Origin of the sequence: Roseovarius aestuariivivens, from assembly GCF_004761875.1 — a bacterium.
GTDB classification, from domain to species: domain Bacteria; phylum Pseudomonadota; class Alphaproteobacteria; order Rhodobacterales; family Rhodobacteraceae; genus Roseovarius; species Roseovarius aestuariivivens.
Genome location: NZ_SJEY01000007.1, coordinates 46,324 through 73,031, shown reverse-complemented (window position 1 = coordinate 73,031; position 26,708 = coordinate 46,324). Strand labels below are relative to the sequence as shown.

Annotated in this window: 24 protein-coding genes; 22 read left to right on the top strand and 2 right to left on the bottom strand. The window is 65.4% G+C overall.

The features are described 5' to 3' along the window. Window positions 1–140: 140 nt before the first annotated feature. The 11 genes from folK (at window position 141) to rnc (ending at window position 9,610) form a co-directional block, all read left to right on the top strand. Window positions 141–716 carry a 2-amino-4-hydroxy-6-hydroxymethyldihydropteridine diphosphokinase gene (gene folK, locus EZV60_RS12305; RefSeq protein WP_135505891.1) on the top strand — a complete coding sequence of 192 codons (576 nt, stop codon included), beginning with the start codon at window positions 141–143 and terminating at the stop codon, window positions 714–716. A 163-nt stretch (window positions 717–879) separates the two neighbouring features. After that, the gene (gene rpoZ, locus EZV60_RS12300; RefSeq protein ID WP_135505890.1) at window positions 880–1,233 is read left to right on the top strand and encodes a DNA-directed RNA polymerase subunit omega; all 354 of its coding nucleotides are present in this window, start codon (window positions 880–882) and stop codon (window positions 1,231–1,233) included. A gap of 34 nt (window positions 1,234–1,267) precedes the next feature. Next, window positions 1,268–3,412, top strand: coding sequence for a RelA/SpoT family protein (locus tag EZV60_RS12295; protein ID WP_135505889.1), 2,145 nt, complete (start codon window positions 1,268–1,270; stop codon window positions 3,410–3,412). A gap of 12 nt (window positions 3,413–3,424) precedes the next feature. Next, the gene (locus tag EZV60_RS12290; RefSeq protein WP_135505888.1) at window positions 3,425–4,147 is read left to right on the top strand and encodes a DUF2062 domain-containing protein; all 723 of its coding nucleotides are present in this window, start codon (window positions 3,425–3,427) and stop codon (window positions 4,145–4,147) included. Window positions 4,148–4,312: 165 nt separating this feature from the next. Further along, window positions 4,313–5,065, top strand: coding sequence for a pyridoxine 5'-phosphate synthase (locus EZV60_RS12285; RefSeq protein ID WP_135505887.1), 753 nt, complete (start codon window positions 4,313–4,315; stop codon window positions 5,063–5,065). After that, window positions 5,065–5,508, top strand: coding sequence for an ABZJ_00895 family protein (locus tag EZV60_RS12280; protein ID WP_135505886.1), 444 nt, complete (start codon window positions 5,065–5,067; stop codon window positions 5,506–5,508). The genes EZV60_RS12285 and EZV60_RS12280 overlap by 1 nt, the downstream gene beginning before the upstream one ends. Next, window positions 5,505–6,125, top strand: coding sequence for a LysE family translocator (locus EZV60_RS12275; protein ID WP_135505885.1), 621 nt, complete (start codon window positions 5,505–5,507; stop codon window positions 6,123–6,125). Before EZV60_RS12280 ends, EZV60_RS12275 begins: the two co-directional genes overlap by 4 nt. A gap of 34 nt (window positions 6,126–6,159) precedes the next feature. Further along, entirely contained in the window at window positions 6,160–7,581 is a 1,422-nt protein-coding gene (locus EZV60_RS12270) for an esterase/lipase family protein (RefSeq protein WP_210115088.1), read from the top strand. Between the two features lie 13 nt (window positions 7,582–7,594). Then, window positions 7,595–8,047 (top strand): holo-ACP synthase, encoded by a 453-nt coding sequence (gene acpS / locus EZV60_RS12265; RefSeq protein ID WP_135505884.1) that lies wholly within the window; start codon window positions 7,595–7,597, stop codon window positions 8,045–8,047. 23 nt (window positions 8,048–8,070) lie between these two features. Beyond that, a complete protein-coding gene (gene lepB / locus EZV60_RS12260; protein WP_135505883.1) occupies window positions 8,071–8,907 on the top strand; it encodes a signal peptidase I in 837 nt (278 codons plus the stop codon). 19 nt (window positions 8,908–8,926) lie between these two features. Beyond that, a complete protein-coding gene (gene rnc, locus EZV60_RS12255; protein WP_135505882.1) occupies window positions 8,927–9,610 on the top strand; it encodes a ribonuclease III in 684 nt (227 codons plus the stop codon). On the opposite strand, the gene EZV60_RS12250 is transcribed toward rnc, so the two are convergent. Beyond that, window positions 9,607–11,022, bottom strand: a complete 1,416-nt coding sequence (locus EZV60_RS12250; RefSeq protein ID WP_135505881.1) for a helix-turn-helix domain-containing protein — start codon at window positions 11,020–11,022, stop codon at window positions 9,607–9,609. The two genes, rnc and EZV60_RS12250, sit on opposite strands and share 4 nt — an antisense overlap. A gap of 317 nt (window positions 11,023–11,339) precedes the next feature. On the opposite strand from EZV60_RS12250, the gene EZV60_RS12245 reads away from it, so the two are divergent. From EZV60_RS12245 to EZV60_RS12195, 11 genes are all read left to right on the top strand, one after another. Further along, entirely contained in the window at window positions 11,340–12,518 is a 1,179-nt protein-coding gene (locus EZV60_RS12245) for an acetyl-CoA C-acyltransferase family protein (RefSeq protein ID WP_135505880.1), read from the top strand. A gap of 61 nt (window positions 12,519–12,579) precedes the next feature. Then, the gene (locus EZV60_RS12240) at window positions 12,580–13,284 is read left to right on the top strand and encodes an adenylate kinase (protein ID WP_135505879.1); all 705 of its coding nucleotides are present in this window, start codon (window positions 12,580–12,582) and stop codon (window positions 13,282–13,284) included. Between the two features lie 29 nt (window positions 13,285–13,313). Next, window positions 13,314–13,574: a DUF4212 domain-containing protein gene (locus EZV60_RS12235; protein ID WP_135505878.1), complete on the top strand. Its 261-nt coding sequence runs from the start codon at window positions 13,314–13,316 to the stop codon at window positions 13,572–13,574. Window positions 13,575–13,592: 18 nt separating this feature from the next. Then, entirely contained in the window at window positions 13,593–15,380 is a 1,788-nt protein-coding gene (locus EZV60_RS12230; RefSeq protein WP_135505877.1) for a sodium:solute symporter family protein, read from the top strand. A gap of 69 nt (window positions 15,381–15,449) precedes the next feature. After that, entirely contained in the window at window positions 15,450–17,270 is a 1,821-nt protein-coding gene (locus EZV60_RS12225) for a DUF294 nucleotidyltransferase-like domain-containing protein (protein ID WP_245306292.1), read from the top strand. Between the two features lie 20 nt (window positions 17,271–17,290). Continuing rightward, window positions 17,291–17,815, top strand: coding sequence for a hypothetical protein (locus EZV60_RS12220; RefSeq protein WP_135505876.1), 525 nt, complete (start codon window positions 17,291–17,293; stop codon window positions 17,813–17,815). After that, entirely contained in the window at window positions 17,812–19,200 is a 1,389-nt protein-coding gene (locus EZV60_RS12215; protein ID WP_135505875.1) for a 3'-5' exonuclease, read from the top strand. Before EZV60_RS12220 ends, EZV60_RS12215 begins: the two co-directional genes overlap by 4 nt. Window positions 19,201–19,267: 67 nt before the next feature. Continuing rightward, window positions 19,268–20,938 carry a thiamine pyrophosphate-binding protein gene (locus EZV60_RS12210; RefSeq protein WP_135505874.1) on the top strand — a complete coding sequence of 557 codons (1,671 nt, stop codon included), beginning with the start codon at window positions 19,268–19,270 and terminating at the stop codon, window positions 20,936–20,938. Between the two features lie 3 nt (window positions 20,939–20,941). Further along, entirely contained in the window at window positions 20,942–22,156 is a 1,215-nt protein-coding gene (locus EZV60_RS12205) for an NAD(P)/FAD-dependent oxidoreductase (protein ID WP_167853523.1), read from the top strand. A 72-nt stretch (window positions 22,157–22,228) separates the two neighbouring features. After that, a complete protein-coding gene (locus tag EZV60_RS12200) occupies window positions 22,229–24,472 on the top strand; it encodes a molybdopterin guanine dinucleotide-containing S/N-oxide reductase (RefSeq protein ID WP_135505872.1) in 2,244 nt (747 codons plus the stop codon). Window positions 24,473–24,477: 5 nt separating this feature from the next. Continuing rightward, window positions 24,478–25,248 carry a hydroxypyruvate isomerase family protein gene (locus tag EZV60_RS12195; protein WP_425353570.1) on the top strand — a complete coding sequence of 257 codons (771 nt, stop codon included), beginning with the start codon at window positions 24,478–24,480 and terminating at the stop codon, window positions 25,246–25,248. On the opposite strand, the gene EZV60_RS12190 is transcribed toward EZV60_RS12195, so the two are convergent. Continuing rightward, window positions 25,236–26,708: an amidohydrolase family protein gene (locus EZV60_RS12190; RefSeq protein ID WP_135505868.1), complete on the bottom strand. Its 1,473-nt coding sequence runs from the start codon at window positions 26,706–26,708 to the stop codon at window positions 25,236–25,238. The genes EZV60_RS12195 and EZV60_RS12190 overlap by 13 nt on opposite strands.

Sequence of the window (26,708 nt, the reverse complement as noted above, 5' to 3'; positions counted from 1 at the left end):
AATAATCCTTCCAAATCTGGCAGTCCCGGCCCGTGAGTGGTGATTGTTGCGTAAATTTTAATCAGACGGGACTGGCGAGTGTACTTAAAAGTTTAGTACGCAGACGACAAGTGTCTAGGCATGCCTCTTTAGGATAGGTGATGGGAGCAAAGTATCAATCTTTCTTGATCGCGATGGGCGGAAACATGCAATCCAAGGTGGGATCGCCCACCGAGACATTACGCGCTGCGGTTGAAGAATTGTCCCGCAATAGCGCCAAAGTGTCGCAGGTCAGCCGTTTCTACTCGACGCCGTGCTTTCCCGCCGGGGTGGGGCCGGATTACGTAAACGCAGCCGCCGAAATCGGCTTTGACGGCGGCCCCAAGGCGGTTCTGGCGCTGTTGCACCGCGTCGAGGCGCTGTTCGCGCGGGCGCGTGACAAACGCTGGGGTCAGCGCACGCTCGACCTCGATCTGCTGGCCGCGGGCGATCTCGTGCTGCCCGATGCCGAAACCCAGGCGCGTTGGCGCGACCTGCCGCTGGACGTGCAGATGCGCGAAGCGCCCGAAGAGGTCCTTGTTCCGCATCCGCGCCTGCAGGACCGCGCCTTCGTTCTGGTGCCGCTGGCGGAGATCGCTCCGGACTGGGTGCATCCGCTTCTGGGGCGCAATGTCGTCGAGCTGCGCGATGCTCTCGATCCCGGCGATCTGGCGGCGGTCCGCCCGATCGAGCCCTGATCGGCGATCATTCCGGGGCCCTGCGGGTTGGCCCGGGTTTGGCGGCGGTTCACGTTCGTCACGGCAAGCAGAAAGGCCAACGGGGGCCGGAAACCCGCTTGTAATTTTTCCCGATAGCCGCTAGGAGGCACTTTTCGCAGCCCCTATCCCGTCTGGAGGTCTCATGGCCCGCGTCACCACCGAAGATTGCGTCGACAAGGTTCCGAACCGTTTCGAGCTTGTTTTGCTTGCCGCCCATCGGGCGCGCGAGATTTCCGCCGGCTCTCCGATCACGGTGGACCGCGATAACGACAAGAACCCGGTCGTGGCCCTGCGCGAGATCGCCGAGGAAACCCAGCCGGCCGACGAGCTGCGCGAACGCCTGATCGAATCGAACCAGAGCCAGATCGAGGTCGACGAGCCGGAAGAGGATTCCATGGCGCTGCTGATGGGCGACGAGGGCGAAAAGCCTGCCGAGGATGATATGTCTGAAGAGAAACTGCTGCGCGCGCTTATGGAGGCGCAGGGCCAGGGCTAAGCCCGGGCCGTGGATGTGACGGGAACCGGGCCGGATGATTGGTGCAGATGACCTCGTTGGCCTGGTCCGCAAGTACAACCCGAAAACCGACGAGACGATGCTGCGCGCGGCCTACGAGTTTGGCCGCGAGATGCATGACGGGCAGACACGCCATTCCGGCGAGCCCTATTTCAGTCATCCGGTCGCGGTCGCCGCGATCCTGACAGAGCAGCAGCTGGACGATGCCACCATCGTCACGGCGCTTTTGCACGACACGATCGAGGATACGCGCGCGTCCTACAACGCCGTGGCCGAGCGATTCGGCAGCGAGGTGGCCGATCTTGTGGACGGGGTCACCAAGCTGACCAACCTGCAGCTCAGCAGCACCGAGACCCAGCAGGCCGAAAACTTTCGCAAGCTCTTTATGGCGATGTCCAAGGACATGCGCGTGATCCTTGTGAAGCTTGCCGACCGGCTGCACAACATGCGCACGATCAAGGCGATGCGTCCCGACAAGCAGCTGAAGAAAGCGCGCGAAACGATGGATATCTTCGCGCCGCTGGCGGGCCGGATGGGCATGCAGTGGATGCGCGAGGAACTCGAGGATCTGGCCTTTCAGGTGATCAATCCCGAGGCGCGGATTTCGATCATGCGGCGGTTCATCACGCTGCAGCGCGAGGCCGGAGACGTGATCGAGCGGATCACCGGCGACATGCGCCACGAGCTTGATGAGGCGGGCATAGAGGCCGAGATCCTTGGCCGCGCCAAGAAACCTTATTCGATCTGGCGCAAGATGCAGGAAAAGCAGATGGGCTTTTCCCGGCTGTCGGACATTTATGGCTTTCGGGTCATCACCGAGGGCGAGGAAGACTGCTATCGCGTGCTCTGGGCGATCCACCACCGCTGGCGCGCCGTTCCGGGGCGTTTCAAAGACTATATCAGCCAGCCCAAATCGAACGGATACCGTTCGATCCACACCACGGTTTCGGGCCGTGACGGCAAGCGCGTCGAGGTGCAGATCCGCACGCGGCAGATGCACGAGGTGGCCGAGACCGGCGTGGCCGCGCATTGGTCTTATCGCGATGGTGAGCGGGCGGAAAACCCCTTTGCCGTGGACCCCGCCAAGTGGATCGCCTCGCTGACCGAGCAGTTCGACGAGGAGGATCACGACGCCTTCCTGGAGGCGGTGAAGCTGGAGATGTATGCCGACAAGGTGTTCTGCTTTACGCCCAAGGGTGACGTAGTGAAGCTGCCGCGCGGCGCGACGCCCATCGATTTCGCCTATGCCATCCATACCCGGATCGGACATGCCTGTGTCGGCGCCAAGATCGACGGAATGCGCGTTCCGCTGTGGACGCGGATCAAGAACGGCCAGTCGGTGGAGGTGATCACCGCCGACGGCCAGACACCACAGGCCACATGGCTGGATATCGCGACCACGGGCAAGGCACGGTCCGCCATACGGCGCGCGCTGCGCGAACTCGACCGCGACCGGTACATCCGGCTGGGCCGTGAACTGGCGCGGTCGGCCTTCGAGCATGTGGGCAAGAAACCGACTGACAAGGCGCTTGATCGCGCCGCCAAGACGCTCCGGCTCAAGAACCGGGGAGAGGTTCTGGCGCGGTTGGGCTCTGCGGAGCTGACGGCGGCGCAGGTTCTCAATGCCGTCTACCCCGATCTTGCGCCGGAGACCGGGCAGGAGGTGGGCCGCGACCGCGCGGTGGTGGGCCTGGCCCCGGATCAACGCTTTGAACGCGCGCCCTGCTGTCAGCCGCTTCCGGGCGAGCGCATCGTCGGGATCACCTATCGCGGCAAGGGCGTGGTGGTGCATGCCATCGACTGCGAGTCGCTGCAGGCCTTCGAGGATCAGCCAGAGCGCTGGATCGATCTGCACTGGCACAGCGGACGGCACGCGGCGGTCTATGTGGTGACCCTTGACGTGACGGTCGGCAACGATGCCGGGGTGCTGGGACGGATTTGCACATTGATCGGAGAGCAGAAGGCCAATATCTCGGACTTGACCTTCGTGGACCGCAAGCCAGACTTTTACCGGCTTCTGGTGGATATCGAACTGCGCGACGCCGAGCATCTGCATGGGCTAATCTCGGTTCTGGACGCCGAAAGCGATGTGGCCGCGATTGAGCGCTTCCGCGATCCCGCGCAGGGAACCGTGGGAGCGGCAGAACCGAGCCTAGCCTAGGAGCCGCGACAGGTGGTTTTCAAACGCCGAGACAGACTGCCCTGGTGGAAAGCCACGCTGCGTGTATTCTGGCCGAAAAGCGGGTGGTCGCGCGCGTTCCAATACGTCAAGCACCGGGTGCGCCGTTTGCCCGATCCGCCGCATCGCATCGCGCGGGGCATCTTCGCGGGCATCTTCGTGACCTTTTCGCCGCTCTTCGGGCTGCATTTCTTCCTTGCCGCAGGTCTTGCCTGGGTGATGCGCGGCAATGTGGTGGCCGCGCTTTTGTCGACCTTCGTCGGCAATCCGCTTACCTTTCTGCCCATCGCGGCGATGTCGCTGCAGACCGGGCACGCCATTTTCGGTATGCGGGGCATGATCGAACATCAGGTTCAGGGCACGCTGGGCGGCACTTTTGTCGATGCGGGCCGCGACCTGAAGCAGAATATCTGGGCGCTCTTCACCGACGCGCCGTCCGACTGGTCGCATCTGCGAATCTTTTTCGACGAGGTCTTCCTGCCCTATCTTGTTGGCGGGCTTGTGCCCGGGGCTTTCTTCGGTCTTTTGGGCTATTACGTCAGCCTGCCGGTGATTCAGGCCTACCAGAACCGCCGCAAGGGCACGATCAAGGCCAAGCTTGCCGCGCTCAAGGAAAAGGCGGCGGCCAAGGCCGAAGCCAAAGCTGAGGCCAAGCAGGAAAAGAAAGAGGCGCGCGCGGCGCGCAAGAGCGACGACAAGGCGGACGGAAAGATCTGACGGGACGCACGCGCCGGGGCTTTGCACCGGGGGCGGCAGCAAGCCGAGAGACGCGGGGCGGTCACGCAGGCGGCGTGGCATTTCGCGAAAATCCGGATTTCAGGTTTTCCGTGAAACGCTCTAGGTTGCCGGACAGACCAGAAGTATCGGGAAGGAGCCGTCATCATGAGCGAGGCCGGAAAACTGCGGCTTGGGGTGAACATCGACCACGTCGCGACGCTGCGCAACGCGCGGGGGGGCGCGTATCCCGATCCCGTGCGGGCCGCCAAGCTGGCCGAGGACGCGGGCGCCGATGGCATTACCGCGCATCTGCGCGAGGACCGGCGGCATATCGTCGATGCCGATATCGATGCGCTGATGGCCGCCCTGCGCGTGCCGCTGAATTTCGAGATGGCCGCGACGGAAGAGATGCAGGCGATTGCCCTGCGTCACAAGCCGCACGCGGTCTGCCTTGTTCCGGAAAAGCGCGAGGAGCGCACGACCGAGGGCGGGCTTGACGTGGCGCGTGATCAAGCGCGACTGGCGGATTATGTCGCGCCCCTGCGCGAGGCGGGCTGTCGGGTGAGCCTGTTCATCGCCGCCGATGCCGCGCAGATCGAGGCCGCGAAGGCCGTGGGCGCAGAGGTGATCGAATTGCACACGGGCGGGTATTGCGACGCCCATGCCGAGGGGCAGTTCGACGCCCGCGACGCCGAACTGGAAAGCCTGCGCGAGATGGCGGGCTTTGCGCACGGGCTGGGACTTGAGGTGCATGCGGGGCACGGGTTGACCTATGACACGGTGACACCGATCGCTGCCTTTCCCGAGGTGATGGAGCTTAATATCGGACATTTCCTGATCGGCGAGTCGGTCTTTCGCGGGCTTGGCCCGGCGATTTCCGAGATGCGCCGGCTTATGGACGTGGCGCGCGGTCTCTGATGGTCTGGCTGCGCTACGCCTTTGTTTTCCTAGCTGTCGCCGTGGGCGTGGCGCAGGTCGTGCTGTGGCTCGACCGGGATCCGGGGCTATCGTTCGGCGGCGCGCTTCAGCTCATGGTACCGGCGATGATTGCGGCGCTGATCGAGGGCGGGCAGCTGGCCAAACGAGAACGGGCGCGGCCATCGTCGGCGCGGGCGTGGCGTTTTGCCGGGGTTGCGGCGGGGATCGCCACGTTGCTCAATCTCGCGCTGGCGTTCGCCGGGCCACAGGTGGCGCCCGAGTTCGCCAAGCTTGCGATTGCGCCGGTGGACGGGCGGCAGTTCTGGCTGCTGCTGGCGATTTACGCGGGCGGCTATTTCATCGTGAACCGGTTCTTCTACGGGCTTGGTGCGGGGAACACGATCAGCCGTCTGAAAGCGCATGAAGAGAGGGAGCGCGGATGATGGGCTGGTGGGACGTTGCAACAATGACATCGGTCGTCAGTTTCGCCTTTGCCGCCGGATCGCCGGGTCCGGCGACCCTTGCCGTTGCGGGGATCGCGATGGCGCGGGGGCGCAGGCAGGGTGTGGCGATGGCGCTTGGCCTGGCCGGCGGGTTGGCCCTCTGGGGCGTTCTGGCCGGGATGGCGCTGGGCCTTTTGATTGCGCATTTCGCGCCGGCGCTATTGGCCCTCAAACTGATTGGGGCGGCCTATCTCTTCTATCTCGCATTTCTATCCGCCCGCTCCGCGATGCGATCCGAAGGCGAGGAGGATTCTTCTGCAAGTGTGCGCGACGAAAGCGGACTTCGGATGGTCCGGCGCGGTTTCTTGCTGAACGTCCTGAACCCCAAGGCGGTGCTCGCGTGGGTCGCGGCCTTGGCGCTGGGAGCCGGGAATGTAGTGACCATCGGCCTCTGTGCGGGCCTCGGGCTTGGCATCTATCTTTTCTACGCGAGCGTCTTTTCGCTGCGTCGTGTCCGAGCAGCGTATGGGCGCGCAAGACGGGCTATAGAGATATTTTTCGCCGGATTCTTCGCATGGGCCGGCGTGAGGCTTTTACTTTGGAGAGCGACGCCTTGAGGGCGGGCGCTGGCTTTGCAGGGGCCGATCCGGCGTGAGCGTCCGGCGACGGCACTGGATTGCGGTGATCTCCGCGCTGGTGGCGGTCTGGGCCGTCTGGCTTCTGGAAGGGGCGCGGTGGGGGATCTCGTTCGAGCGGTTCGACCTGCGCGAGACGCCGGCCGTGCGGATGAGCGACGGAACCGGAGGGCCGGTTGTGGTGCTGGCGCATGGCTTTGCCGGATCTTGGCAGATGATGCAGGGCTACGGGCTGGTACTGGCGCAGGCCGGTTATGACGTCTACGCCTTTGATTTTCTGGGTCACGGCCAGCATCCGGTGCCGATGTCGGGCGACGTGACGGCGGTGGATGGCACGACCCGGCTTTTGGTGGACCAGACGATCGAGGTGATCGAGGCGGTGCGCGGCGCGAGGCCGGTGGCGTTGGTGGGCCATTCGATGGCCACCGATGTGCTGGTGCGCGCCGCGGCGCAGGCCGAGGGGATTGGACCGCTGGTGCTGTTGGCGACCTTTTCCGGCGCGGTGACGCCGGAATTTCCCGACGACATGCTGCTGATCACCGGCGCGTGGGAGCCGCGCCTGCAGGGCTTTGCCAATGACGCCGTGGCCGAGGCGGCAGAGGGCGTGCGCCGCAAGGCGATGATTGCGCCCGCGGTGGAGCATGTGGCGATCCTGCACTCGCGCGCCGGGCGCGCGGCGGCCTTGGCGTGGCTCAACGAAAGCTATGGGCGCGAGCAGACCGCGCCGGTGCCGCAGACAGGATGGGCGTTGCTGGGTCTTTTGGCGGCGATTACCGTGCTCTTCGGACCGGTGGCGCGGGCCTTTCCAGCGCGGCCGGTCGAGACGGTGCCGCTGTCACCCAGAGGATTCGCGCTGGCCGTGGTGGGGCCGATGCTTGCTGCGCCGCTGCTGGCCTGGCCGGTGGAAACCTCGGTGCTGCCGGTTCTGGTGGCCGATTACCTGGCGCTGCACCTGGCGTTATACGGCGTGCTGCAGTTGGCTGTCCTCTGGTGGCTTTGCGGGCCGCCCGGGCGGATCAGCCCGCTTGGTGCGGCGCTTGTGCTGATATGGACCATCGGCGTCTTCGGTTTCGCGCTGCATCGGTACGGCGCCAATTTCTGGCCGAGCCCGGAGCGGCTGGCGATCATCGCGGCGCTGAGCCTTGGTGCGGTGCCCTTCATGCTGGCCGATAACTGGCTTGTGCATGACGCGCGGATGGGGCGGCGGGTGCTGGCGCGGCTGGGCTTTCTGGTGTCGCTGGCCATCGCCGTGGCGCTGGATTTCGAGGGGCTGTTTTTCCTGATCCTGATTGCGCCGGTGATCGTGCTTTTCTATGTCAGCTTCGGCCGGGTGGGCCGCGTGAGCGCCGCGCGCTATGGTGCGGGCGGTGCGGGGCTTGCCCTGGGGCTGGCGCTGGCCTGGGCGCTGGGCGTCAGTTTTCCGTTGTTTCAGGCCTAAGGGAGGTACGCAGATGATCCTTGGCGTCGGCACCGATCTAGCCAATATCGAGCGCATTTCGGGCACGCTGGCGCGGTTCGGCGACCGGTTTCGCAACCGCGTCTTCACCGAAACCGAGCAGCGCAAGGCCGAACGGCGTAAGGATGTGGCGGGCACCTACGCCAAGCGCTGGGCCGCGAAAGAGGCCTGTTCCAAGGCGCTGGGCACGGGACTGCGCATGGGCATAGCGTGGCGCGACATGGCGGTGGCCAATATCGAGACCGGCCAGCCGGTCATGACTGTCACCGGCTGGGCCGCCGAGCGGCTGGCCGAGATGACGCCAGAGGGGCACGAGGCAGTCATACATGTCAGCCTGACCGACGATCATCCCTGGGCGCAGGCCTTTGTGGTGATCGAAGCGCATCCCGTGGAAGACCTGCCCGGCCATCGGCCCGCCTTGACACCCGGACGCCCGCCCCGCATGTAGCGGCGAGGCAAGCGGAGAGCGACATGGCCGGCGAAGGCAAGACATCGAGCACGATCTGGGAAACCATCAAGACAGTGTTCTGGGCGCTGGTGATCGCGGGCATCTTCCGCACGATCTTCTTTCAGCCGTTCTGGATTCCATCCGGGTCGATGAAGGACACCTTGCTGATCGGGGATTTCCTGTTCGTCAACAAGATGGCGTATGGCTATTCCTACGCGTCGTGCCCGAACGTGCGCCTGCCCAGTTTCGGCATCGACATCGACGCGCAGAAGATCTGCGGGTTTCTGGATGGCGACAACACGCGTCTTCTGGGCGGAGAGCCCGAGCGCGGCGATATCATCGTCTTCCGTCATCCGGTGAACGGCACGGACTATATCAAGCGGGTCGTCGGCATGCCGGGCGACACAGTGCAGATGCGCGATGGCGTGCTGCACATCAACGGCACTGCGGTCGAGCTGGAACCGGCGGGGACCTTCACCGAGGTGATGGAACGTCAGGGTCCGCTGGGCCGCACGCCGCAATGCGAAAACGGGGCGGTGGGCATGGGCGCGATCTGCGAAAAGTCGCGCTTTATCGAAACCCTGCCCAACGGTCTGTCGCACAACATCCTCAACATCACCCGCCAGCGGTATGACAACACCGGCATCTATACCGTGCCCGAGGGTCATTATTTCTTCATGGGCGACAATCGCGACAATTCCACCGACAGCCGGGCGCCTCTGACAGCGCAGGGCGTGGGATACGTGCCCTACGAGAACCTTATCGGGCGCGCCGACCGCGTGATCTTTTCGTCGGCGGGACGGTCTATGCTGTTCTTCTGGACGTGGCGCGGCGACCGGTTCTTCGAAAAGCTGGACTGACCGAAAGGACAGCGCGACCGTGAAACTATCGGCGGAGATGAAGGCCTTCGAGACGCGGCTCGGCCATACCTTTGCCAAGCCGGAGCTTTTGGTGCGCGCGGTCACACACAGTTCCATGGCCTCGCCCACGCGGGACGACAACCAACGGCTGGAATTTCTAGGCGACAGGGTGCTGGGCCTGGTGATCGCCGAGGCGCTTCTGGATTATGACCGCGGCGCGGCCGAGGGGCAGCTTGCGCCCCGGTTCAACGCGCTGGTGCGCAAGGAAACCTGCGCCGAGGTGGCGCGCGCGGTCGATCTTGGCGCGGTGCTCAAGCTCGGGCGGTCCGAGATGCTGTCGGGCGGGCGGCGCAAGCAGGCGCTTCTGGGCGACGCAATGGAGGCGGTCATCGCGGCGGTTTACCGCGATGGCGGTTTCGACGCGGCGCAGGCGATGATCCTGCGTCTTTGGAGCGCGCGCATCAGCTCGGTCGAGGCCGACGCCCGCGACGCCAAGACCGCGCTGCAAGAATGGGCGCAGGCCAAGGGGCTGAAACCGCCGGTCTACCGCGAGCGCGACCGCACCGGGCCGGACCACGCGCCGCAATTCACCATCGAGGCGCAGCTGGAGAACGGGCAGGCCGAAGCGGCCACCGCAGGGTCGAAGCGGCAGGCCGAGCAGGCGGCGGCCAAAGCGCTTCTGTCGCGTCTCGAACGCCGCTAATCGTCGATCTGGAAAGGCACCGCCCGGCGGGCATTGTGGTCGATGCGAATGCGCCGCGCGATGGGCGGCACCGCGCGGTGACTGCAATCGCCCCGCTCGCAGATCCGGCAGGACGTGCCAATGGGATCGAACCGCGCGGGATCCGAGGTGTCGAGCGTGTCGGCGTAGACGATGCGATCCGCATGGCTGATCTCGCAGCCCAGACCGATGGCGTATTTGCGCGGCATCTCGGTCGCGCTGGTGCGGGGCGCGGATTTGGCGAAGGCGAGACAGAGATAGCCCATGCCGTCGGGCGTGGTGGCCAGCTGGGTGAGGATATCCTGATTCGACTCGAAGGCCTGATGCACGTTCCAGAGCGGGCAGCTTCCCCCGAAGCGAGTGAACTGAAAGCTTGTGGCGCTGTGGCGCTTCGTCACGGTTCCGGCGCGGTCGACGCGCACGAAGAAGAACGGCACGCCCTTTTGGCCGGGCCGCTGCAGCATCGACAGGCGGTGACAGACCTGTTCTCGGCTGGCCCCGAATTCCAGCGCCAGGCGGTCGAGATCGTGGCGCAGGGCCGCCGCACGGCTGGCAAAGCGGGCATAGGGCAGGATCACCGCGCCGGCAAAGTAATTGGCGAAGGTCATGCGGCACACTTCGCGCGCGTCGGGGGTGTGAAAGCCCGCGCTGTCGAGTAGGTTTTCCATCAGCCCGGCCTGTTCGAGCAGCCCGACCTGATAGGCCATCTGGAAGAGCCGGGTGGCGCGGCTTGACCCGACGTTGAGGTGCAGCTTGCGCGTGGAGGTCTCGAAGCTGCGCAGCGAGGGCCCGTCGCCCAGCGCGATCTGCACGCCGTGCCGATCCTGCAAATGGGCCGCGATGGCATCGACGCGATCCGCCCGGGACCGCCCCAGGCTTTCGGTAAAGCTTTCGGCGGCGAGGTCCAGCTCGTCTATGTAATTGTCCTTGCGATGAAAATAGTCGCGAACCTCCTCATAAGGCAGGGGCGCGACGGAGCTTTCGCTGCCGGGCAGCGCGTTGTCGACCTGACCGAGCTGGGTGCGGGTGCTCTGGAAGACCTTGTAGAGGTGGAGAAAGGCCTCGGTCAGGTTCGGCGTGTTGTTCGCCGCGACCTTCAATTCCTGCCGCAGCACCTTGAGATCGGCGAAGACGGGGTCGCTCAGAACGTCCTGAAGTTCGACCGCGATTTTGCCGCTGTCGTCGAGAATGAGGCCGGAGAGATTGAAATCGAACTGGTCGACCAGCCCCAGGATGACGGCGGCGGAGAGCGACCGCTGATTGTTCTCAATCTGGTTGATATAGCTGGTCGAGATGCCGAGTTTCTGCGCCAGCTGCGCCTGCGTCAGACGCTGGCTTTGCCGCAGATGGCGGATATGCGCGCCAGCGAAAATTTTCTTGGGACCGTCGGCCATGGTGGTGATCCTGACTTACACAAGTTCACAATTCGTGATTAACAAATTGTATTTGTGCACATGGTAACAGTTTCAGTGGTATCTGGACCAGCGCTTTTACGGTATGCGATTGTCGACAATGGGTCGCGCTCCGGGTTTTTTTGAGTACGAGCGATTTGGTGATTGCCCGGGGTGCGGCCCGCCGGACCGGCACTTTCTTCGCGAAAGGAGACCGCGCAGGTTGCTCTTTGGTTGAGTCCTGTGTTCTGGTTTCGGAACAGATGATACGCCCGGGCGTTACGAGGAGTAACCGCACTGGCGGAATGGAGGGGGATAGAATGAAAGACGTTGTTATTCTAGACGGCGTGCGCAGCGCCATTGGAACGTTCGGCGGATCACTGTCGGGCATTGCGCCCACGGATCTTGCCGCGGCGGTTTCGAAAGAGGCGATCGCGCGCAGTGGCGTCGACGCCGCCGAAATCGGCCACGCCGTATTCGGCCATGTGATCAACACCGAACCGAAAGACATGTATATGGCGCGCGTCGCCGCCGTGAACGCGGGTGTGCCCGAGGCCGCGCCGGCCCTGACGGTCAACCGGCTCTGCGGCTCGGGCGCGCAGGCTATTGTCTCTGCCGCGCAGCACGTGATGCTGGGCGATGTGGATTACGCGCTGGCCGGCGGGGCGGAAAGCATGTCGCGGTCGCCGCATTCGACGCAAAGTGTGCGCTCGGGTGTGAAGATGGGCGATTTCGCCATGTCCGATATGATGATCGGCGCGCTCAGCGATCCCTTTGGCGTGGGCCATATGGGCGTGACGGCTGAAAACGTGGCCGAAGAAAACCAGATTACCCGTGAAGACCAGGACGCCTTTGCCGTGGAAAGCCAGAAACGTGCGGTGGCGGCCATCGAGGCGGGCTATTTCAAGAGCCAGATCCTGCCCTTCGAGGTGCGGGTGAAGCGCGATACGGTCAATTTCGACACCGACGAGCATCCCAAGGCCGGCACGACGATGGAGAGCCTTGGCAAGTTGCGCCCCGCCTTCAAGAAAGACGGCACCGTCACGGCAGGCAACGCGTCGGGCATCAACGATGGCGCGGCGGCGATGGTGCTGGCCTCGGCGGAGGCCGCCGAAAAGGCCGGTCTCAAACCCAAGGCGCGGCTTCTGGGCTATGCCCATGCCGGGGTGCGCCATGAGGTAATGGGTATCGGGCCGGTGCCGGCGGTGACCAACCTGCTGGAAAAGATCGGCATGAGCGCCGACGAGTTCGACGTCATCGAATCGAACGAGGCCTTCGCCGCACAGGCCTGTGCCGTCAATGCCGGGCTTGGGCTGGACCCCGCGAAGGTGAACCCCAACGGCGGCGCGATTGCGCTTGGTCATCCGGTGGGCGCCACCGGCGCGATCCTGACGATCAAGGCGATCTACGAGCTTGAACGCACCGGCGGGCGCTTTGGCCTTGTGACCATGTGCATCGGCGGCGGGCAGGGCATCGCGCTGGCGGTGGAACGCTTGTAAGCGGGCTAGGACCGGGCCGCGCTGAAGCACGGCCTACGGCAACGACCGAGGGACAGAAAAGATGACGAAATCCAGTGAACAGCATGGGAACGGTCTGCCCGTTCTCATCCTGCTCGGACCGCCGGGCGCGGGCAAGGGTACGCAGGCCAAGAAGCTTGAAGAGCGCTTTGGCCTCGTGCAGCTTTCGACCGGCGATCTGTTGCGCGATGCCGTGGCGCGCGGCACCGAGGCCGGCAAGGCGGCCAAGGATGTGATGGAGGCCGGCGGACTGGTGGGCGATGACATCGTTATCCAGATCGTGGCCGACCGGCTGGAGGCCCAACATTGCGCCCAGGGCGTGATCCTTGACGGCTTCCCCCGCACCACCGCGCAGGCTCGCGCGCTTGATGATATCCTTTCGCAAAAGGGCACGGGGGTGGACGCCGCCATCAGCCTTGAGGTAGACGACGCCGCGATGATCGAGCGGATCTCGGGGCGCTACACCTGTGCGGGCTGCGGTGAAGGCTATCACCAGAGCTTCAAGACACCCGAGCGCGACGGTGTCTGCGACAAGTGCGGTGGCACCGAGTTCAAGCACCGGGCCGACGACAATGCCGAGACGGTGCGCAGCCGGCTGGAGGCGTATCACGCCGATACAGCGCCGCTGATCGAGTTTTACGACGCCAAGGGTGCGCTGCACCGCGTCGACGCCATGCAATCCATCGCGGGGGTCGAACGATCTCTGACAGACCTTGTCGCGCCGATCACCGGCGTCGCGGTCGCGTAAGAAGACAACTCTAAGAGGAGGAGTGAAACGTGAGAAAAGAGAGTAAAGACGCGGCCTATTGGAAGGCCAATATCCGTCTGATCGGCATCAGCTTGGTCATCTGGGCCCTGGTGTCGTTCGGTTTCGGCATCCTGTTGCGGCCAATGCTGTCGGGCATCGCCGTGGGCGGCACCGACCTGGGCTTCTGGTTCGCGCAGCAAGGCTCGATCCTTGTCTTCCTGGCGCTGATCTTTTTCTACGCCTGGCGGATGAACAAGCTCGACGCCCAACACGGCGTCAACGAAGAATAAACCCCGAGGGACAGAACCATGGACCAGTTTACAGTTAACCTGATCTTCGTGGGCGCGTCCTTCGCGCTCTATATCGGGATTGCCATCTGGGCGCGCGCGGGATCCACGTCGGATTTCTACGCCGCCGGACGTGGCGTGCATCCCGTCACCAACGGCATGGCCACGGCGGCCGACTGGATGTCGGCGGCCTCGTTCATCTCGATGGCCGGTCTCATCGCCTTTACCGGCTATGACAACTCGACTTTCCTGATGGGCTGGACCGGGGGCTACGTGCTTCTAGCGCTGCTGCTTGCGCCTTATCTGCGCAAGTTCGGCAAGTTCACCGTGTCGGAATTCATCGGCGACCGCTTTTACAGCCAGACGGCGCGCATGGTCGCGGTGATCTGTCTGATCGTGGCTTCGACCACCTACGTGATCGGCCAGATGACCGGCGTCGGCGTGGCCTTCGGCCGTTTCCTTGAGGTGGACAACACCACCGGTCTTCTGATCGGCGCCTGTGTGGTTTTCGCCTATGCGGTCTTCGGCGGCATGAAGGGCGTGACCTATACGCAGGTCGCGCAGTACTGCGTGCTGATCATGGCCTACACCATTCCGGCGATCTTCATTTCGCTGCAGCTGACCGGCAATCCGATCCCGGCGCTTGGCCTTTTCGGCGAGCACCAGGCGAGCGGTGAGCCGCTTCTGGCGAAGCTCGACCAGATCGTGACGGAATTGGGCTTCAACGCCTATACCGCGCATCACGGCGATACGCTCAACATGGTGCTTTTCACGCTCTCGCTGATGATCGGCACCGCCGGTCTGCCGCACGTGATCATGCGCTTCTTCACCGTGCCGCGCGTGGCTGACGCGCGCTGGTCTGCGGGCTGGACGCTTGTCTTCATCGCGCTGCTCTACCTGACGGCCCCGGCCGTGGGCGCGATGGCGCGTCTCAACATCACCGAGCTGATGTGGCCCAACGGCACCAACGGCGAGGCGGTTTCGGTCGAACAGATCGCGAATGCGCCCGAATACGACTGGATGGCCACGTGGGAGCAGACCGGTCTTCTGGGTTGGGAAGACAAGAACGGCGACGGCCGGATCCAGTACTACAACGACGCCGATGCCGATATGCAGCAGGTGGCCGCCGAGCGGGGCTGGGAAGGTAACGAACTGACCAACTTCAACCGCGACATCCTGGTGCTGGCGAATCCCGAGATTGCCAACTTGCCGGGCTGGGTGATCGGCCTTGTGGCCGCTGGCGGCCTAGCCGCAGCGTTGTCGACGGCGGCGGGTCTGCTGCTGGCCATCTCTTCGGCGGTCAGTCATGACCTGATCAAGGGCGCGATCAATCCGGGTATCTCGGAGAAGGGCGAGCTCATGTCGGCGCGCGTGGCGATGGCCGTGGCCATTGCGGTCGCGACCTACCTGGGGCTCAACCCGCCGGGCTTTGCCGCGCAAACCGTGGCGCTGGCCTTTGGTATTGCTGCCGCCTCGATCTTCCCGGCGCTGATGATGGGAATCTTCTCGACCCGCATCAACAACAGCGGGGCCGTGGCGGGGATGCTGGCCGGTCTGCTTGTGACGGTGATCTACATCTTCCTGCACAAGGGCTGGTTCTTTATTCCTGACACCAACACCTTCACGGATGCCGATCCTCTGCTGGGGCCGATCAAGTCGACTTCGTTCGGCGCCGTCGGGGCGATGATCAACTTCATCACCGCCTATGTCGTGGCCGGTATGACGAAGGAGCCGCCGGAAGAGATCCAGGACATGGTCGAAAGCATCCGCGTGCCCCGCGGGGCGGGCGCTGCCGCCGCCGACCATTAAGCCAAAGCACAGACCGGCGCCGCCTTCCCGCGGCGCCGGTTTTCTTTCCAGCCTACGCAAGGACGCGACGTGACCCGCCAGCCTGACGACATTCCCGCCCTGCTGCGCAACACCACGCCCTATACCGTCCTGCCGCCCGAGCGGCTTGAGGCCTGCGCCGCGGCGATGACGGCGCAGAGCTTTGCCGAAGATGAAATCATTTACGACCGCGGCCAGCCACTTGACGGGCTCTACCTGATCCGCAGCGGATCGGTCGAGATCACCGACGCGCACGGCCAGACGGTTTCTTTGCTGGGGGCGGGCAACAGTTTCGGCGAGCGCGGCCTGTCCGGCGATGGCCGCGCGGTCACCACCGCGCGCTGTGTGGCGCGTTGCGAGGTTTTGATTCTGCCTGCCGAGGTCTATGCCGAGCTGGTCGCCGAGTTTCCGGAATTCGAGCGCTTCTTTTCGAAGCGGGACCTGCCGCAGATTCGCAAGGAAGACGATCTGTCGACCCGTCAGATCGAGGTGGTGATGAGCGCGCGCCCGGTGACCATCGCGCCAGAAGCCACTGCGCAGGAGGCCGCCCGGCTGATGCGCGAGCGGCGCATTTCGTCCCTGTGCGTGACGCGCGGTGACGCCATTGTAGGCATCCTCAGCGTGCGCGACCTGTCAGGCAAGCTGGTGGCCGAGGGGCGCGACCCGTCGACGCCCGTGGCCGAGTTGATGACCCCCGATCCGATGGTGCTGCCGCCCTCGGCCATCATCTCGGACGCGCTTCACCTGATGATGGAGCGGCGCATCGCCCATGTGCCGGTGGTCGCGGGCGACAAGCTTGTCGGGATCGTGTCGCAGACGGATCTGATGCGCATGCAGTCCACGACCAGCAGCGAGCTTGTGGCGGGCATCGCGCGCGCCGGCACGGCAAAGGAGATCGCCGGCCTGACGGCGCGTATCCCCGAGCTTCTGGTGCAGCTTGTCGCGGGCGGGCGGCGGCATGACATCGCCACGCGGCTGATCACCGATATCGCCGATGCAGCCACCCGGCGGCTGATCCGGCTGGCCGAGGAAGAGCTTGGCCCGCCGCCCGCGCGCTATCTGTGGCTCGCCTGCGGCAGCCAGGGGCGGCGCGAGCAGACCGGCGTGTCGGATCAGGACAATTGCCTGATCCTTGAAGACGGCACCGCGCCCGACCACGCTTATTTCCGTGACCTGGCGCAGTTCGTCTCGGACGGGCTGAACACCGCTGGTTATGTCTATTGCCCGGGCGACATGATGGCCACGAACGACCGCTGGCGGCAGCCCCTGTCGATCTGGAAAAAGTATTTTCGCGGCTGGATCGAGACGCCCAATCCCGAGGCGCAGATGCTGGCCAGCGTGATGTTCGATCTGCGCCCTATCGCGGGCGACACAGGGCTTTTCGGCGGCCTGCAGCGCGACACGCTGGAGGCGGCGGCGAAAAACTCGATCTTCTTCGGGCACATGGTGTCCAACTCGCTCAAGCACAGTGCGCCGCTGGGCCTTCTGGGCGGGCTGGCCACGATCCGGTCCGGCGAGCACAAAAGCCGGATCGACATGAAGCATAACGGGGTCGTGCCGATCGTCGATCTGGGCCGGCTTTTCGCCCTGAAGGGGCGGCTGGACGCGGTCAACACGCGCGCAAGGTTGGAGGCCGCGCGCGCGGCGGGCCTGCTGAGTTCCGGCGGTGGCGCGGATCTGCTTGATGCCTATGATCTGATCGCGAGTCTGCGGCTGGAGCATCAGGCGGGACAGATCCGGTCGGGGGCCGCGCCGGACAACTACTTGCCACCCGCGGGGCTGTCGGATTTCGAACGCAGCCATCTGCGCAATGCTTTCGTGGTGGTGAAAACGATGCAATCGGCGCTGGGTCATGGCAATATCCTGACCTGAGCGGTGATGAGGGAGGAGAGATGTTCTTTGAACTGATCGCGGTCTTCGCGGCCGGGTTGGCCGGGGCTGGCGTGGCGCTTCTTCTGGGGCACATGACGGGCGGACGCCTGCCGCGCTGGATGGTGCCGGTGGCGGCGGGGGCCGCGATGATCGCCACGGCAATTGCCAACGAATACGGCTGGTACGGTCGGCAGCTCGCCCTTTTGCCCGAAAAGGTGGAGATCGTCGAGGAGGTCGAAAGCCGCGCGCTTTGGCGTCCCTGGACCTATGCGTTTCCCTTTGTCGACCGCTTTGCCGCCGTGGACACCGAAAGCGTACAGCGCCACGCGGCGCATCCCGAGCAGCGGCTGGCGGCGGTCTATTTCTTTGGCCGCTGGGCCCCGACCGAACGGGCGGCGGTGCTGGCCGATTGCGCCGAAGGGCGACGCGCGCTTCTGGGGCCGTCCGCGCAATTTGCCGAGAACGGCAGCATCGAGGGTGTCACGTGGGTGTCCGCCCCGGCGGATGATCCGATCCTGGCCTCGCTGTGCGGGGGCACGTCATGAAACTGGGCCTTCGCCTGCGCGTCTTTCTGTTCTTCGCCGCGTTGGCGGTCGGAACTGCGCTGGTCATGGGCCTGGCGCTGTGGGTGGGCGCGCGCAAGGCGCAGGCCGGGGGCAACGGGTATGCCATCGCCAGCGTGATCGCCGGTTTCGGGGTCACCGGGCTGATCGCGGGCATCTGGCTTTTGTTCGATGAAAACGTCGCCAAGCCCATAGAGCGGCTGGCCACCGATTTGCGCGCCCGGGCCGAGGCGGGGATCAGGGGTGCGCTGGACGAGCACGCGCTGCGCTATCTGGGTGATCTGGCCCCCGCTGCGCAGGCCCTCAACCAGCGGACGCTGCACGTGGCCGACGCCATCGCCACCGCCACCGGGCAGCTGGAGGCGGAGAAGAAACAGCTCTGCGATCTGCTGAGCGAGATGCCGGTGGCGACGATCATGGTCAGCGCCGATCACCGGATCGTTCTGTATGACCGGCAGGCGACGGCGCTGCTCAGGACCATCGCGCAGCCCTGTCTTGGCGCGTCGATCTTCGATTATTTTGACGGGCGGGCGCTGCGCCGGGTCGTGGCAGGAGAGGCAAGTGCCGAGGCGTTCGATCTGACGGATCGCGCGGGCCATGTGCACCGCGACGTGCGGCTGCGCCGCCTGGGCGAGGCGGGGGGCTATATCCTGACGCTCGACGCGGTCGAGGAGACTGGTGAGACGATCGCGGCGCGCGCGCTGACCTTCGATTTCGGGCTGATGGACACGACGCCCGTCAAGGCCGAGGCCGAGACGGCGCTGGTCGATCTGACCTTCACCGTGTTCGATACCGAGACCACCGGTCTTGATCCCGAGCGCGACGCGCTGATCCAGATCGGCGCGGTGCGGATCGTGCGCGGGCGGCTTATCGACGGCGAGACCTTCGACGAATTGATCGACCCCGGTCGGCCAATCCCGCCGGTCTCGACCAACGTGCACGGGATCACCGACGCCATGGTCGGCGGCGCGCCGAAAGCCGAGGAGGTCTGTGAGCGGTTCAAGACCTTCAGCCGCGACAGCGTGCTGGTGGCGCATAACGCGCCTTTCGACTGGCGGTTTCTGAACCGGGTGACGCCGATGGGACGGCGTGTGGTTCTGGACACGGTGCTGATTTCGGCCATCCTTTATGGCACGACCGATCAGCACAGTCTCGATGCGCTTTGCGAGCGCTTGCATGTGAACATTCCGGAAGAAGAACGTCACACCGGCCTTGGCGATGCGCTGGCGACGGCCCGGGTGCTCGAGGCCGCGATCCCCATGCTCAAGGCGCGGGGCATCTGCACACTTGGGGAGCTTCAGGCGGAATCGGGCAAGTTCGGGCGCCTGCTCAAGACCGTGGCCGACAGCGAGGCGGAAACCGTCTGACGGGCCGTGGACATTGCGTTGCGGATGCGGTTCTTTGCCCCGGGAACGACAGGAAGGATCATGGCCCATGACACGGCATGGCGGGCAGCTTTTGGTGGAATGTCTCAGGGCACTGGGCGCGACGAAGGGCTTCGGTGTGCCGGGGGAAAGCTATCTCGCGGTTCTGGATGCGTTTCACGACACGGGCGGTCAGCTTGATTTCGTGCTGTGCCGTAACGAGGGCGGGGCGGCCTTCATGGCCGCCGCCTGGGGCAAGCTGACCGGTGCGCCGGGCTTGTGTTTCGTGACGCGCGGGCCGGGGGCGACGAATGCGTCCATTGGCGTGCACACGGCGATGCAGGACAGCGCGCCGATGATCCTGTTCGTGGGGCAGGTGGGCACCGGAATGAAGGGCCGCGAGGCGTTTCAGGAGCTGGATTACCGCGCGGTCTACGGAACGATGGCGAAATGGGCGGTGGAGATCGACCACGCGGCGCGCATTCCCGAGATACTGGCGCGGGCCTGGACGACGGCAATCTCGGGCCGGCCCGGTCCGGTGGTGGTCGCGCTGCCCGAGGACGTGCTGAGTGCTGCGACGGACGTGGCGACGCTGACGCGGGGCGTGCACGTGGTGGAACCCGCGCCGGGCGGCGGTGCGGTGGAGCAGGCGCGCGAGATGCTGGGCAAGGCCAAGCGCCCTCTAATTCTTTACGGTGGATGCAACTGGATCGACGAGGGGCGGTTCGCCCTGCAGGGCTTTGCCGAGGCCAGCGACATTCCCGTGGTCTCGGTCTTCCGTTACCAGGACCGGATCGACAACCACTCTCCCGTGTTCTGCGGCGAGGCGGGCGTGGGCATGGTGCCTTGGGTCAAGCGGATGCTGGGCGAGGCGGATGTGATCCTCGCCATCAATGCGCGGTTCGGCGAGAATTCGACGGATGGTTACACGCTTCTCGATGTGCCGGATCCGGCCCAGACATTGATCCACGTGCACGGCTCGGACGCCGAGCTTGGCAAGGTCTATCAGCCCGATCTGGCGATCCAGGCGGGGCCGAACGCGTTTTCCCGCGCGCTGGCCGAGGCGGGTGAGGTCAGGGGCGATTGGGCCGACTGGCGGGCAAGGGGACGGGCGGATTACGAGGCGGGCTTCGACCTGCCCGACCTGCCTTCGCCCGTCGATATGGGCAAGGTCACGGCCCATCTGCAAGACGTGCTGCCCGAGGATGCCATCGTGACCAACGGCGCGGGGAATTTCGCGGTCTGGCCCAACAAGTTCTTTCGTTTCGGCCCCAAGGCGCGGCTTCTCGCGCCACAGGCCGGGGCAATGGGCTATGGCCTTCCGGCGGCGATCGCCGCAAAGATCGCAGAGCCGCGCAAAACCGTGATCTGCTTTGCCGGCGACGGGGATTTCCAGATGAACTGTCAGGAGTTGGCGACCGCCGCGCAGGCCGGCGCGCAGCCGGTGATCCTGATCGTCAACAACGGGATTTACGGCACGATCCGCGCGCATCAGGAGCGGCACTATCCCGAGCGGGTGTCGGGCACGACGATGGTGAACCCGGATTTCGCTGCGCTGGCCCGCGCATACGGGTTTCATGGCGAGCGGGTAGAGCGGACCGAAGATTTCGCCGAGGCCCTCGAGCGCGCGCTGTCGTCGGAGACCGGCGCGGTGCTCGATCTCGTGGTGTCGCCCGAGGCGCTGACTCCGCGCCAGAGCCTGAGCCAGATCCGCGCGGCCGGGCTGAAGGCCCGGGGCTAACGCATGTCGGAGCTGCGGTCGTCCTATGACGTGGTGATCGTGGGCGGGGCGGTGATCGGGTCCGCCGTGGCCTATTACCTGACCGCCGATCCTGATTTTGACGGCAGCGTGTTGATGGTCGAACGCGACCCGACCTACATCCACGCCTCGACCGCGCTGTCGGCGGCATCGATCCGGACGCAGTTTTCCAACCCTCTCAATGTGCGGATGAGCCAGTACGCCCATGACGTAATCCGGGATTTTCCAGACCTGATGGAGGTCGATGGCCATCGTCCCGATCTGGCGTTTCAGGCCGGCGGCTACATGTTCCTTGCGGGCGACGAGGCGCAGGCCGCGATCCTGCAGGATAATCATGAGGTCCAGACCGCGTGCGGCGCGGATGTGGTTCTGCTCGAGCCCGACGAGATCGCGCAATCTTTCCCGCATCTGCGGGTGCACGATCTGACGCTTGCGTCCTATGGACGGCGCGGCGAGGGGTGGTTCGACAATACCGGCCTGCTGCAGGGGTTCCGCAACAAGGCCCGCGCACAGGGCGCGCATGTCGTGCATGACGAGGTCGTGGGGATCGCGCGCGCAGGCGCGCGCGTGACCGGCGTCAGGCTCGCCTCTGGGGCCGAGATCGGCGCGGGCCATGTGGTCAACGCCTCGGGGCCGCGCGCGGCGCGCACCGCGCGCATGGCGGGGCTGGAGATACCGGTTGAGCCGCGCAAGCGCACAACCTTCGCCTTCATCTGCGAGACCTCGCCCGAGGGTACGGCACAGGTGAACGAAGGGCGCCTGCCGCTGATGGTCGATCCGAGCGGCGTCTATTGCCGCCCGGAAGGGGCGGGGTTCATCGCCGCCGCGCCGCCGAAAGACGACCCTGAGGTCGACGCGGAGGATTTCGAGCCGCGCTATGACGAGTTCGAGGCGTTGGTCTGGCCCGCGCTGGCGGCGCGGTCGCAGGCGTTCGAGGCCATTCGCATGACCAATGCCTGGGCGGGTCACTATGCCTATAACACGCTTGATCACAACATGATCGTCGGTCCCCATCCAGAGCTTGAGAACTTCCTTTTCGCCAACGGCTTTTCCGGCCACGGCCTTCAGCAGGCCCCGGCGGCGGGGCGCGGCGTGGCAGAACTGATCGTGCACGGGCGCTACCGGACGCTCGATTTGTCACCGGCGGGGATGGAGCGCATCCTGACCGGCACGCCTTTTCCGGAACGCGCAGTGATCTGACGGCGCCGCGCGGCAACTGGTCAAGCGACCGCCGCTCGATTACCCTTTGGCAAGACAGGACTGGAGCGCATCATGCCCGACGATAAGAGGGATCTTCTGACCAGCAGCCATTGGGGCACGTACCGGGTGGAGGTGAAGGGCGGGCGCGTGACCGCGCTGCGCGGCTTCGAGGAAGACGCCGATCCTTCGCCCATCGGGCAGGGGATCGTCGACGTGCTGGACGGCCCAACGCGGATCACCGCGCCGATGGTGCGCGAAAGCTGGCTCGAGGGCGGCCCGGGCACCGCCGGCGACAGGCGTAGCGTGGACGGTTTCGTCGCGGTCACTTGGGCGGAGGCGAACCGCCTGGTCGCCGAAGAGCTGACACGCGTCCGGCGCGACCACGGAAATTCGGCGATCTATGCCGGATCCTATGGCTGGGCCAGCGCCGGGCGGTTTCATCACGCGCAAAGCCAGCTCAAGCGGTTCCTGAACTGCATCGGCGGCTGCACGAGTTCGAAGAACACCTATTCCTTCGCCGCAGCCGAGGTGCTGGTGCCGCATGTTCTGGGCACCTTCCGCGGCCATCTCGACACGATGACGAGCTGGGAAAGCGTGGCCAGCGATTGCGAGCTTTTCGTGGCCTTCGGGGGCGTGCCCCTCAAGAACGGACAGATCAGCCAGGGCGGAACCGGCGCGCATGTGCAAAAGGCGGGGCTATTGGCGGCGCATGAGGCGGGCGTGCGTTTCGTGAATGTCTCGCCGCTGGCCTCTGACGTGATGGAGGCAGTAGGGGCCGAGTGGCTGGCACTTCGGCCCAACACGGATGTCGCGCTGATGCTGGCGCTGGCGCAGGTGGTGCTGACTGAGGGGCTGGAGGACCGCGCGTTCCTCGACCGCTACACGGTAGGGTTCGACCGGTTCGCCGCGTATCTGAACGGGCAGAGTGACGGCGTGGCAAAAACGCCTGACTGGGCGGCGGCGATCTGCGACATCCCCGCCGACACGATCCGTGATCTGGCGCGGCGCATGGCCGCCGGCCGCACGATGATCTCGACCGCCTATGCTCTGACCCGGCAGGACCACGGCGAACAGCCCTTTTGGGCCGCCATCGCCCTTGCCGCGATGCTGGGGCAGATCGGGCTGCCGGGTGGCGGGATCGGTTTCGGCTATTCGGCGATGAACAACAACGGGCTCAATCGGACGCCGATCAACTTCGCCTCTTTTCCGCAGGGGCAAAATCCTGTGCCGGATTTCATCCCCGTCGCGCGGGTGACCGACCTTCTGGGAAATCCCGGCGGGCGGTTCGACTATGACGGCCAAAGCTATACCTATCCCGATATCCGCCTGGTCTGGTGGGCGGGCGGCAATCCGTTTCACCACCATCAGGATCTCAACCGGATGCGCCGGGCCTGGGCGCGCCCGGAGACGATCATTGCCAATGAATGGTGCTGGAACGCGCTTGCGCGCCATGCGGATATCGTGCTGCCCTGCACAACGCCGCTGGAGCGAAGCGATCTGGCGCTGACGCCCAAGGACCCCTACCAGGTGGTGATGGACCGCGCCATTGCCCCGGTGGGGGAGGCGCGCGACGACCACGAGATCCTGCGTGGCATCGCGGCCGAGATGGGGGTGGAAGAGGCGTTCACCGAGGGCAAGAGCGCCGAAGAGTGGCAACGCTGGATCTGGGACGTGTCGCGCCAGCAGGCGGCGGAGCAGGACGTGACGCTGCCCGACTGGGACAGCTTTCAGCGCGAGGGCTGGATCAAGGTGCCGCCGCCCGAGGCCCCGACGATCATGCTGGAGGCGTTCCGCGCCGATCCCGAGTCCCATCCGCTCGCCACGCCCTCGGGACGGATCGAGATCTTTTCCGAGACGATCGCGGGATTCGGCTATGACGATTGTCCGGGTCATCCGGTCTGGCAGGAGCCGGCAGAATGGTTGGGCCAGGCCGGGCCGGGCGCGCTGCATCTCATCTCGAACCAGCCTGCGAACAAGCTGCACAGCCAGCTCGATCATGGCTCGGTCAGCGAGGCGGACAGGCCAAAGGGGGTGGAGCCCTTGACCATGCACCCCGAAGATGCGGCGGCGCGCGGTCTTGTCGAGGGGCAGATCGTGCGGCTTCACAATGCGCGCGGCGCGTGCCGGGCGGAGTTGCGGCTCAGCAAGGCGATCCGGCCAGGGGTGATCCAGATGGCAACCGGTGCCTGGTACAACCCCGAGGGTGAAATGTGCCGCCGGGGCAATCCCAACGTGCTGACGCTCGACAAGGGCACATCGCGGCTGGCGCAGGGGCCGATTGCCCATACCTGTCTGGTCTGGGTCGAGGCGGAATGACCGGGCTGAGCTTTTCGGCCAATCTGGGCTTTCTCTGGACCGACCGACCTCTGCCCGACGCGATCCGCGCCGCGCACGAGGCTGGCTTTGACGCGGTCGAATGCCATTGGCCCTATGACGTGCCGCCGGCACAGGTCGCGGCGGCCCTCAACGAGACGGGTTTGCCGATGCTGGGTCTCAACACCCTGCGCGGAGCGCCAGGCGAGAACGGGCTGGCCGCGCTGCCTGGGCGCGAGGCCGAGGCCCGCGCGGCCATCGATCAGGCGGTGGGCTATGCCGCCGAAATCGGCGCGCAGGCTGTGCATGTCATGGCCGGCATCGCCGAGGGCGACGCGGCGCGCGCCACCTTTCTGGAAAACCTGCGCTATGCGTGCGACCAGACCTCGGATACCGGGCTGACGTTCTTGATCGAACCGCTCAACGCGGCCGACGAACCGGGCTATTTCCTGCGCACGACAGATCAGGCGCGGGCGATCCTCGATGACCTGGCGCTGCCGAATGTGCGGCTCATGTTCGATTGCTATCACGTCGCGCGCACCGAGGGCGACGTGCCGGCGCGGCTGGAGGCCTTGCACGGCTATCTGGGTCACATCCAGATTGCCGCCGTGCCCGATCGCGGCCCGCCCGACCATGGCGAGCTTGACTATCGCGAGGTCTTCGCCCGGATCGCCGCGTTGGGCTGGACGCGGCCCATCGGCGCCGAGTACCACGCCGCGGCCCCGACCGACGACACGCTGGGATGGTTGCGCGCCGCGCGGCGCCGTCAGGACCCGTGACAGGCCAGGCCCACGCAATGGCTTGATACGTAGCGGGCCATCATCTCGGCCACGTCGTGCTTGTCTGCGTTGCGCTCGGCCAGCCGGGCGACGGACTCGGCCACCTTGGCGCGCAGCGCGTCGAAGTCGAAGTCGGTGAAGGCGCCGCCCTGCAGCACCATGCGCCCGCCGATCATCACGCTGTCGACGGCGCTTGAATCCTCGCAATTGACGATCTGGTTGGCCGCGTCGTTGAGCGGCACGTAGTTCACATGGGTGAGGTCGAGAAACACCAGGTCCGCCTTGTAGTCCGGCGCGATCCGGCCGATGCGGTCCTCAAGGCCCAGCACCCGGGCACCGCCCTGCGTCGCCATGTCCAGCACCTCCCACGTGCCGAGCCATTCCTCTGGCTGTGCGCGCTGGGTGCGCGACACGAAGGCGGCAAGACGCAGCGCCTCGAACATGTTCTGATTGTCCGACGAGCCCGAGCCGTCGGAGCCGATGCCGACCGGGATGCCGTGTTCGCGCATGGCGCGGGCGCGCGCGATGCCCGAGCCCAGCCGCAGGTTGCTGCCGGGGTTATGCGCCACGCTCGCGCCTTGGTCCGCCATGCGGCGCAGGTCTTCGTCGTCGAGCCAGACACAATGCGCGCCGGTGAAGCTGGGCCCGAGGATCCCCAGGCTGTCGAGATGCGCGGCCAGCGTCTTTCCATAGCGGGTCTGCGCCGCGACGGCCTGCACCTTGGACTCCGCCAGGTGCATCTGGATGCCGGTGTCGTGCTCGGCGGCCAGATCCCGGCAGGCGGTCAGGAACGCGTCGGTGCAATGCAGCGGGATGGTGGGGCCAAGCGCGGGGCGCGCGGTGTCGCGGTCGAAGGCCCAGCCTTCGAGGATCTCGCGGCAAACGGCGATGTGCTGCTCGGACGGCGCTGTGGCCATCGCCTCGGCGCGGTGGCGCAGCGGGTCGGGCAGGGCATCGAGCAGGCCGGGAATGGCGCGGAACAGCGTGATATCGGCCATCATCGGCGCAAGCGTCACGCGCAGGCCAAGATCGCGGTACCCTTCGACGATGGCCTGAACGCCGTCGGTGCTGGCGGTGGGAAATTCGAAATACATGTCATAGGCCGCCGTACAGCCCTTGAGCACCATTTCCGCGGCGTTGAGTTGCGCCGCCAGCCGCTTGTCCTCGAGCGTAAAACCGCCGCTTGTCCACGGCGCGGCGTTGAGCAAAAGTTCGAGCGACCACTTGTCCCCCAGCCCCTTACCAAGGCTGCCATGCCCATGGGTATGCGCGTTCACGAGGCCCGGCATGACAAGCCTGTCGGTCGCGTCGATCTCAACGGCGCTCTCGGGCGCGGCAAGGCCGGGCGCGCCGATCTCGTGGATCGTGTCACCGGCGATCAGGATATCCGCAGGGCCGACATGGCGCGCGTCGATATCCAGAACCTGCCCGCCACGAATAATCTGCCATGCCGCGCCCAT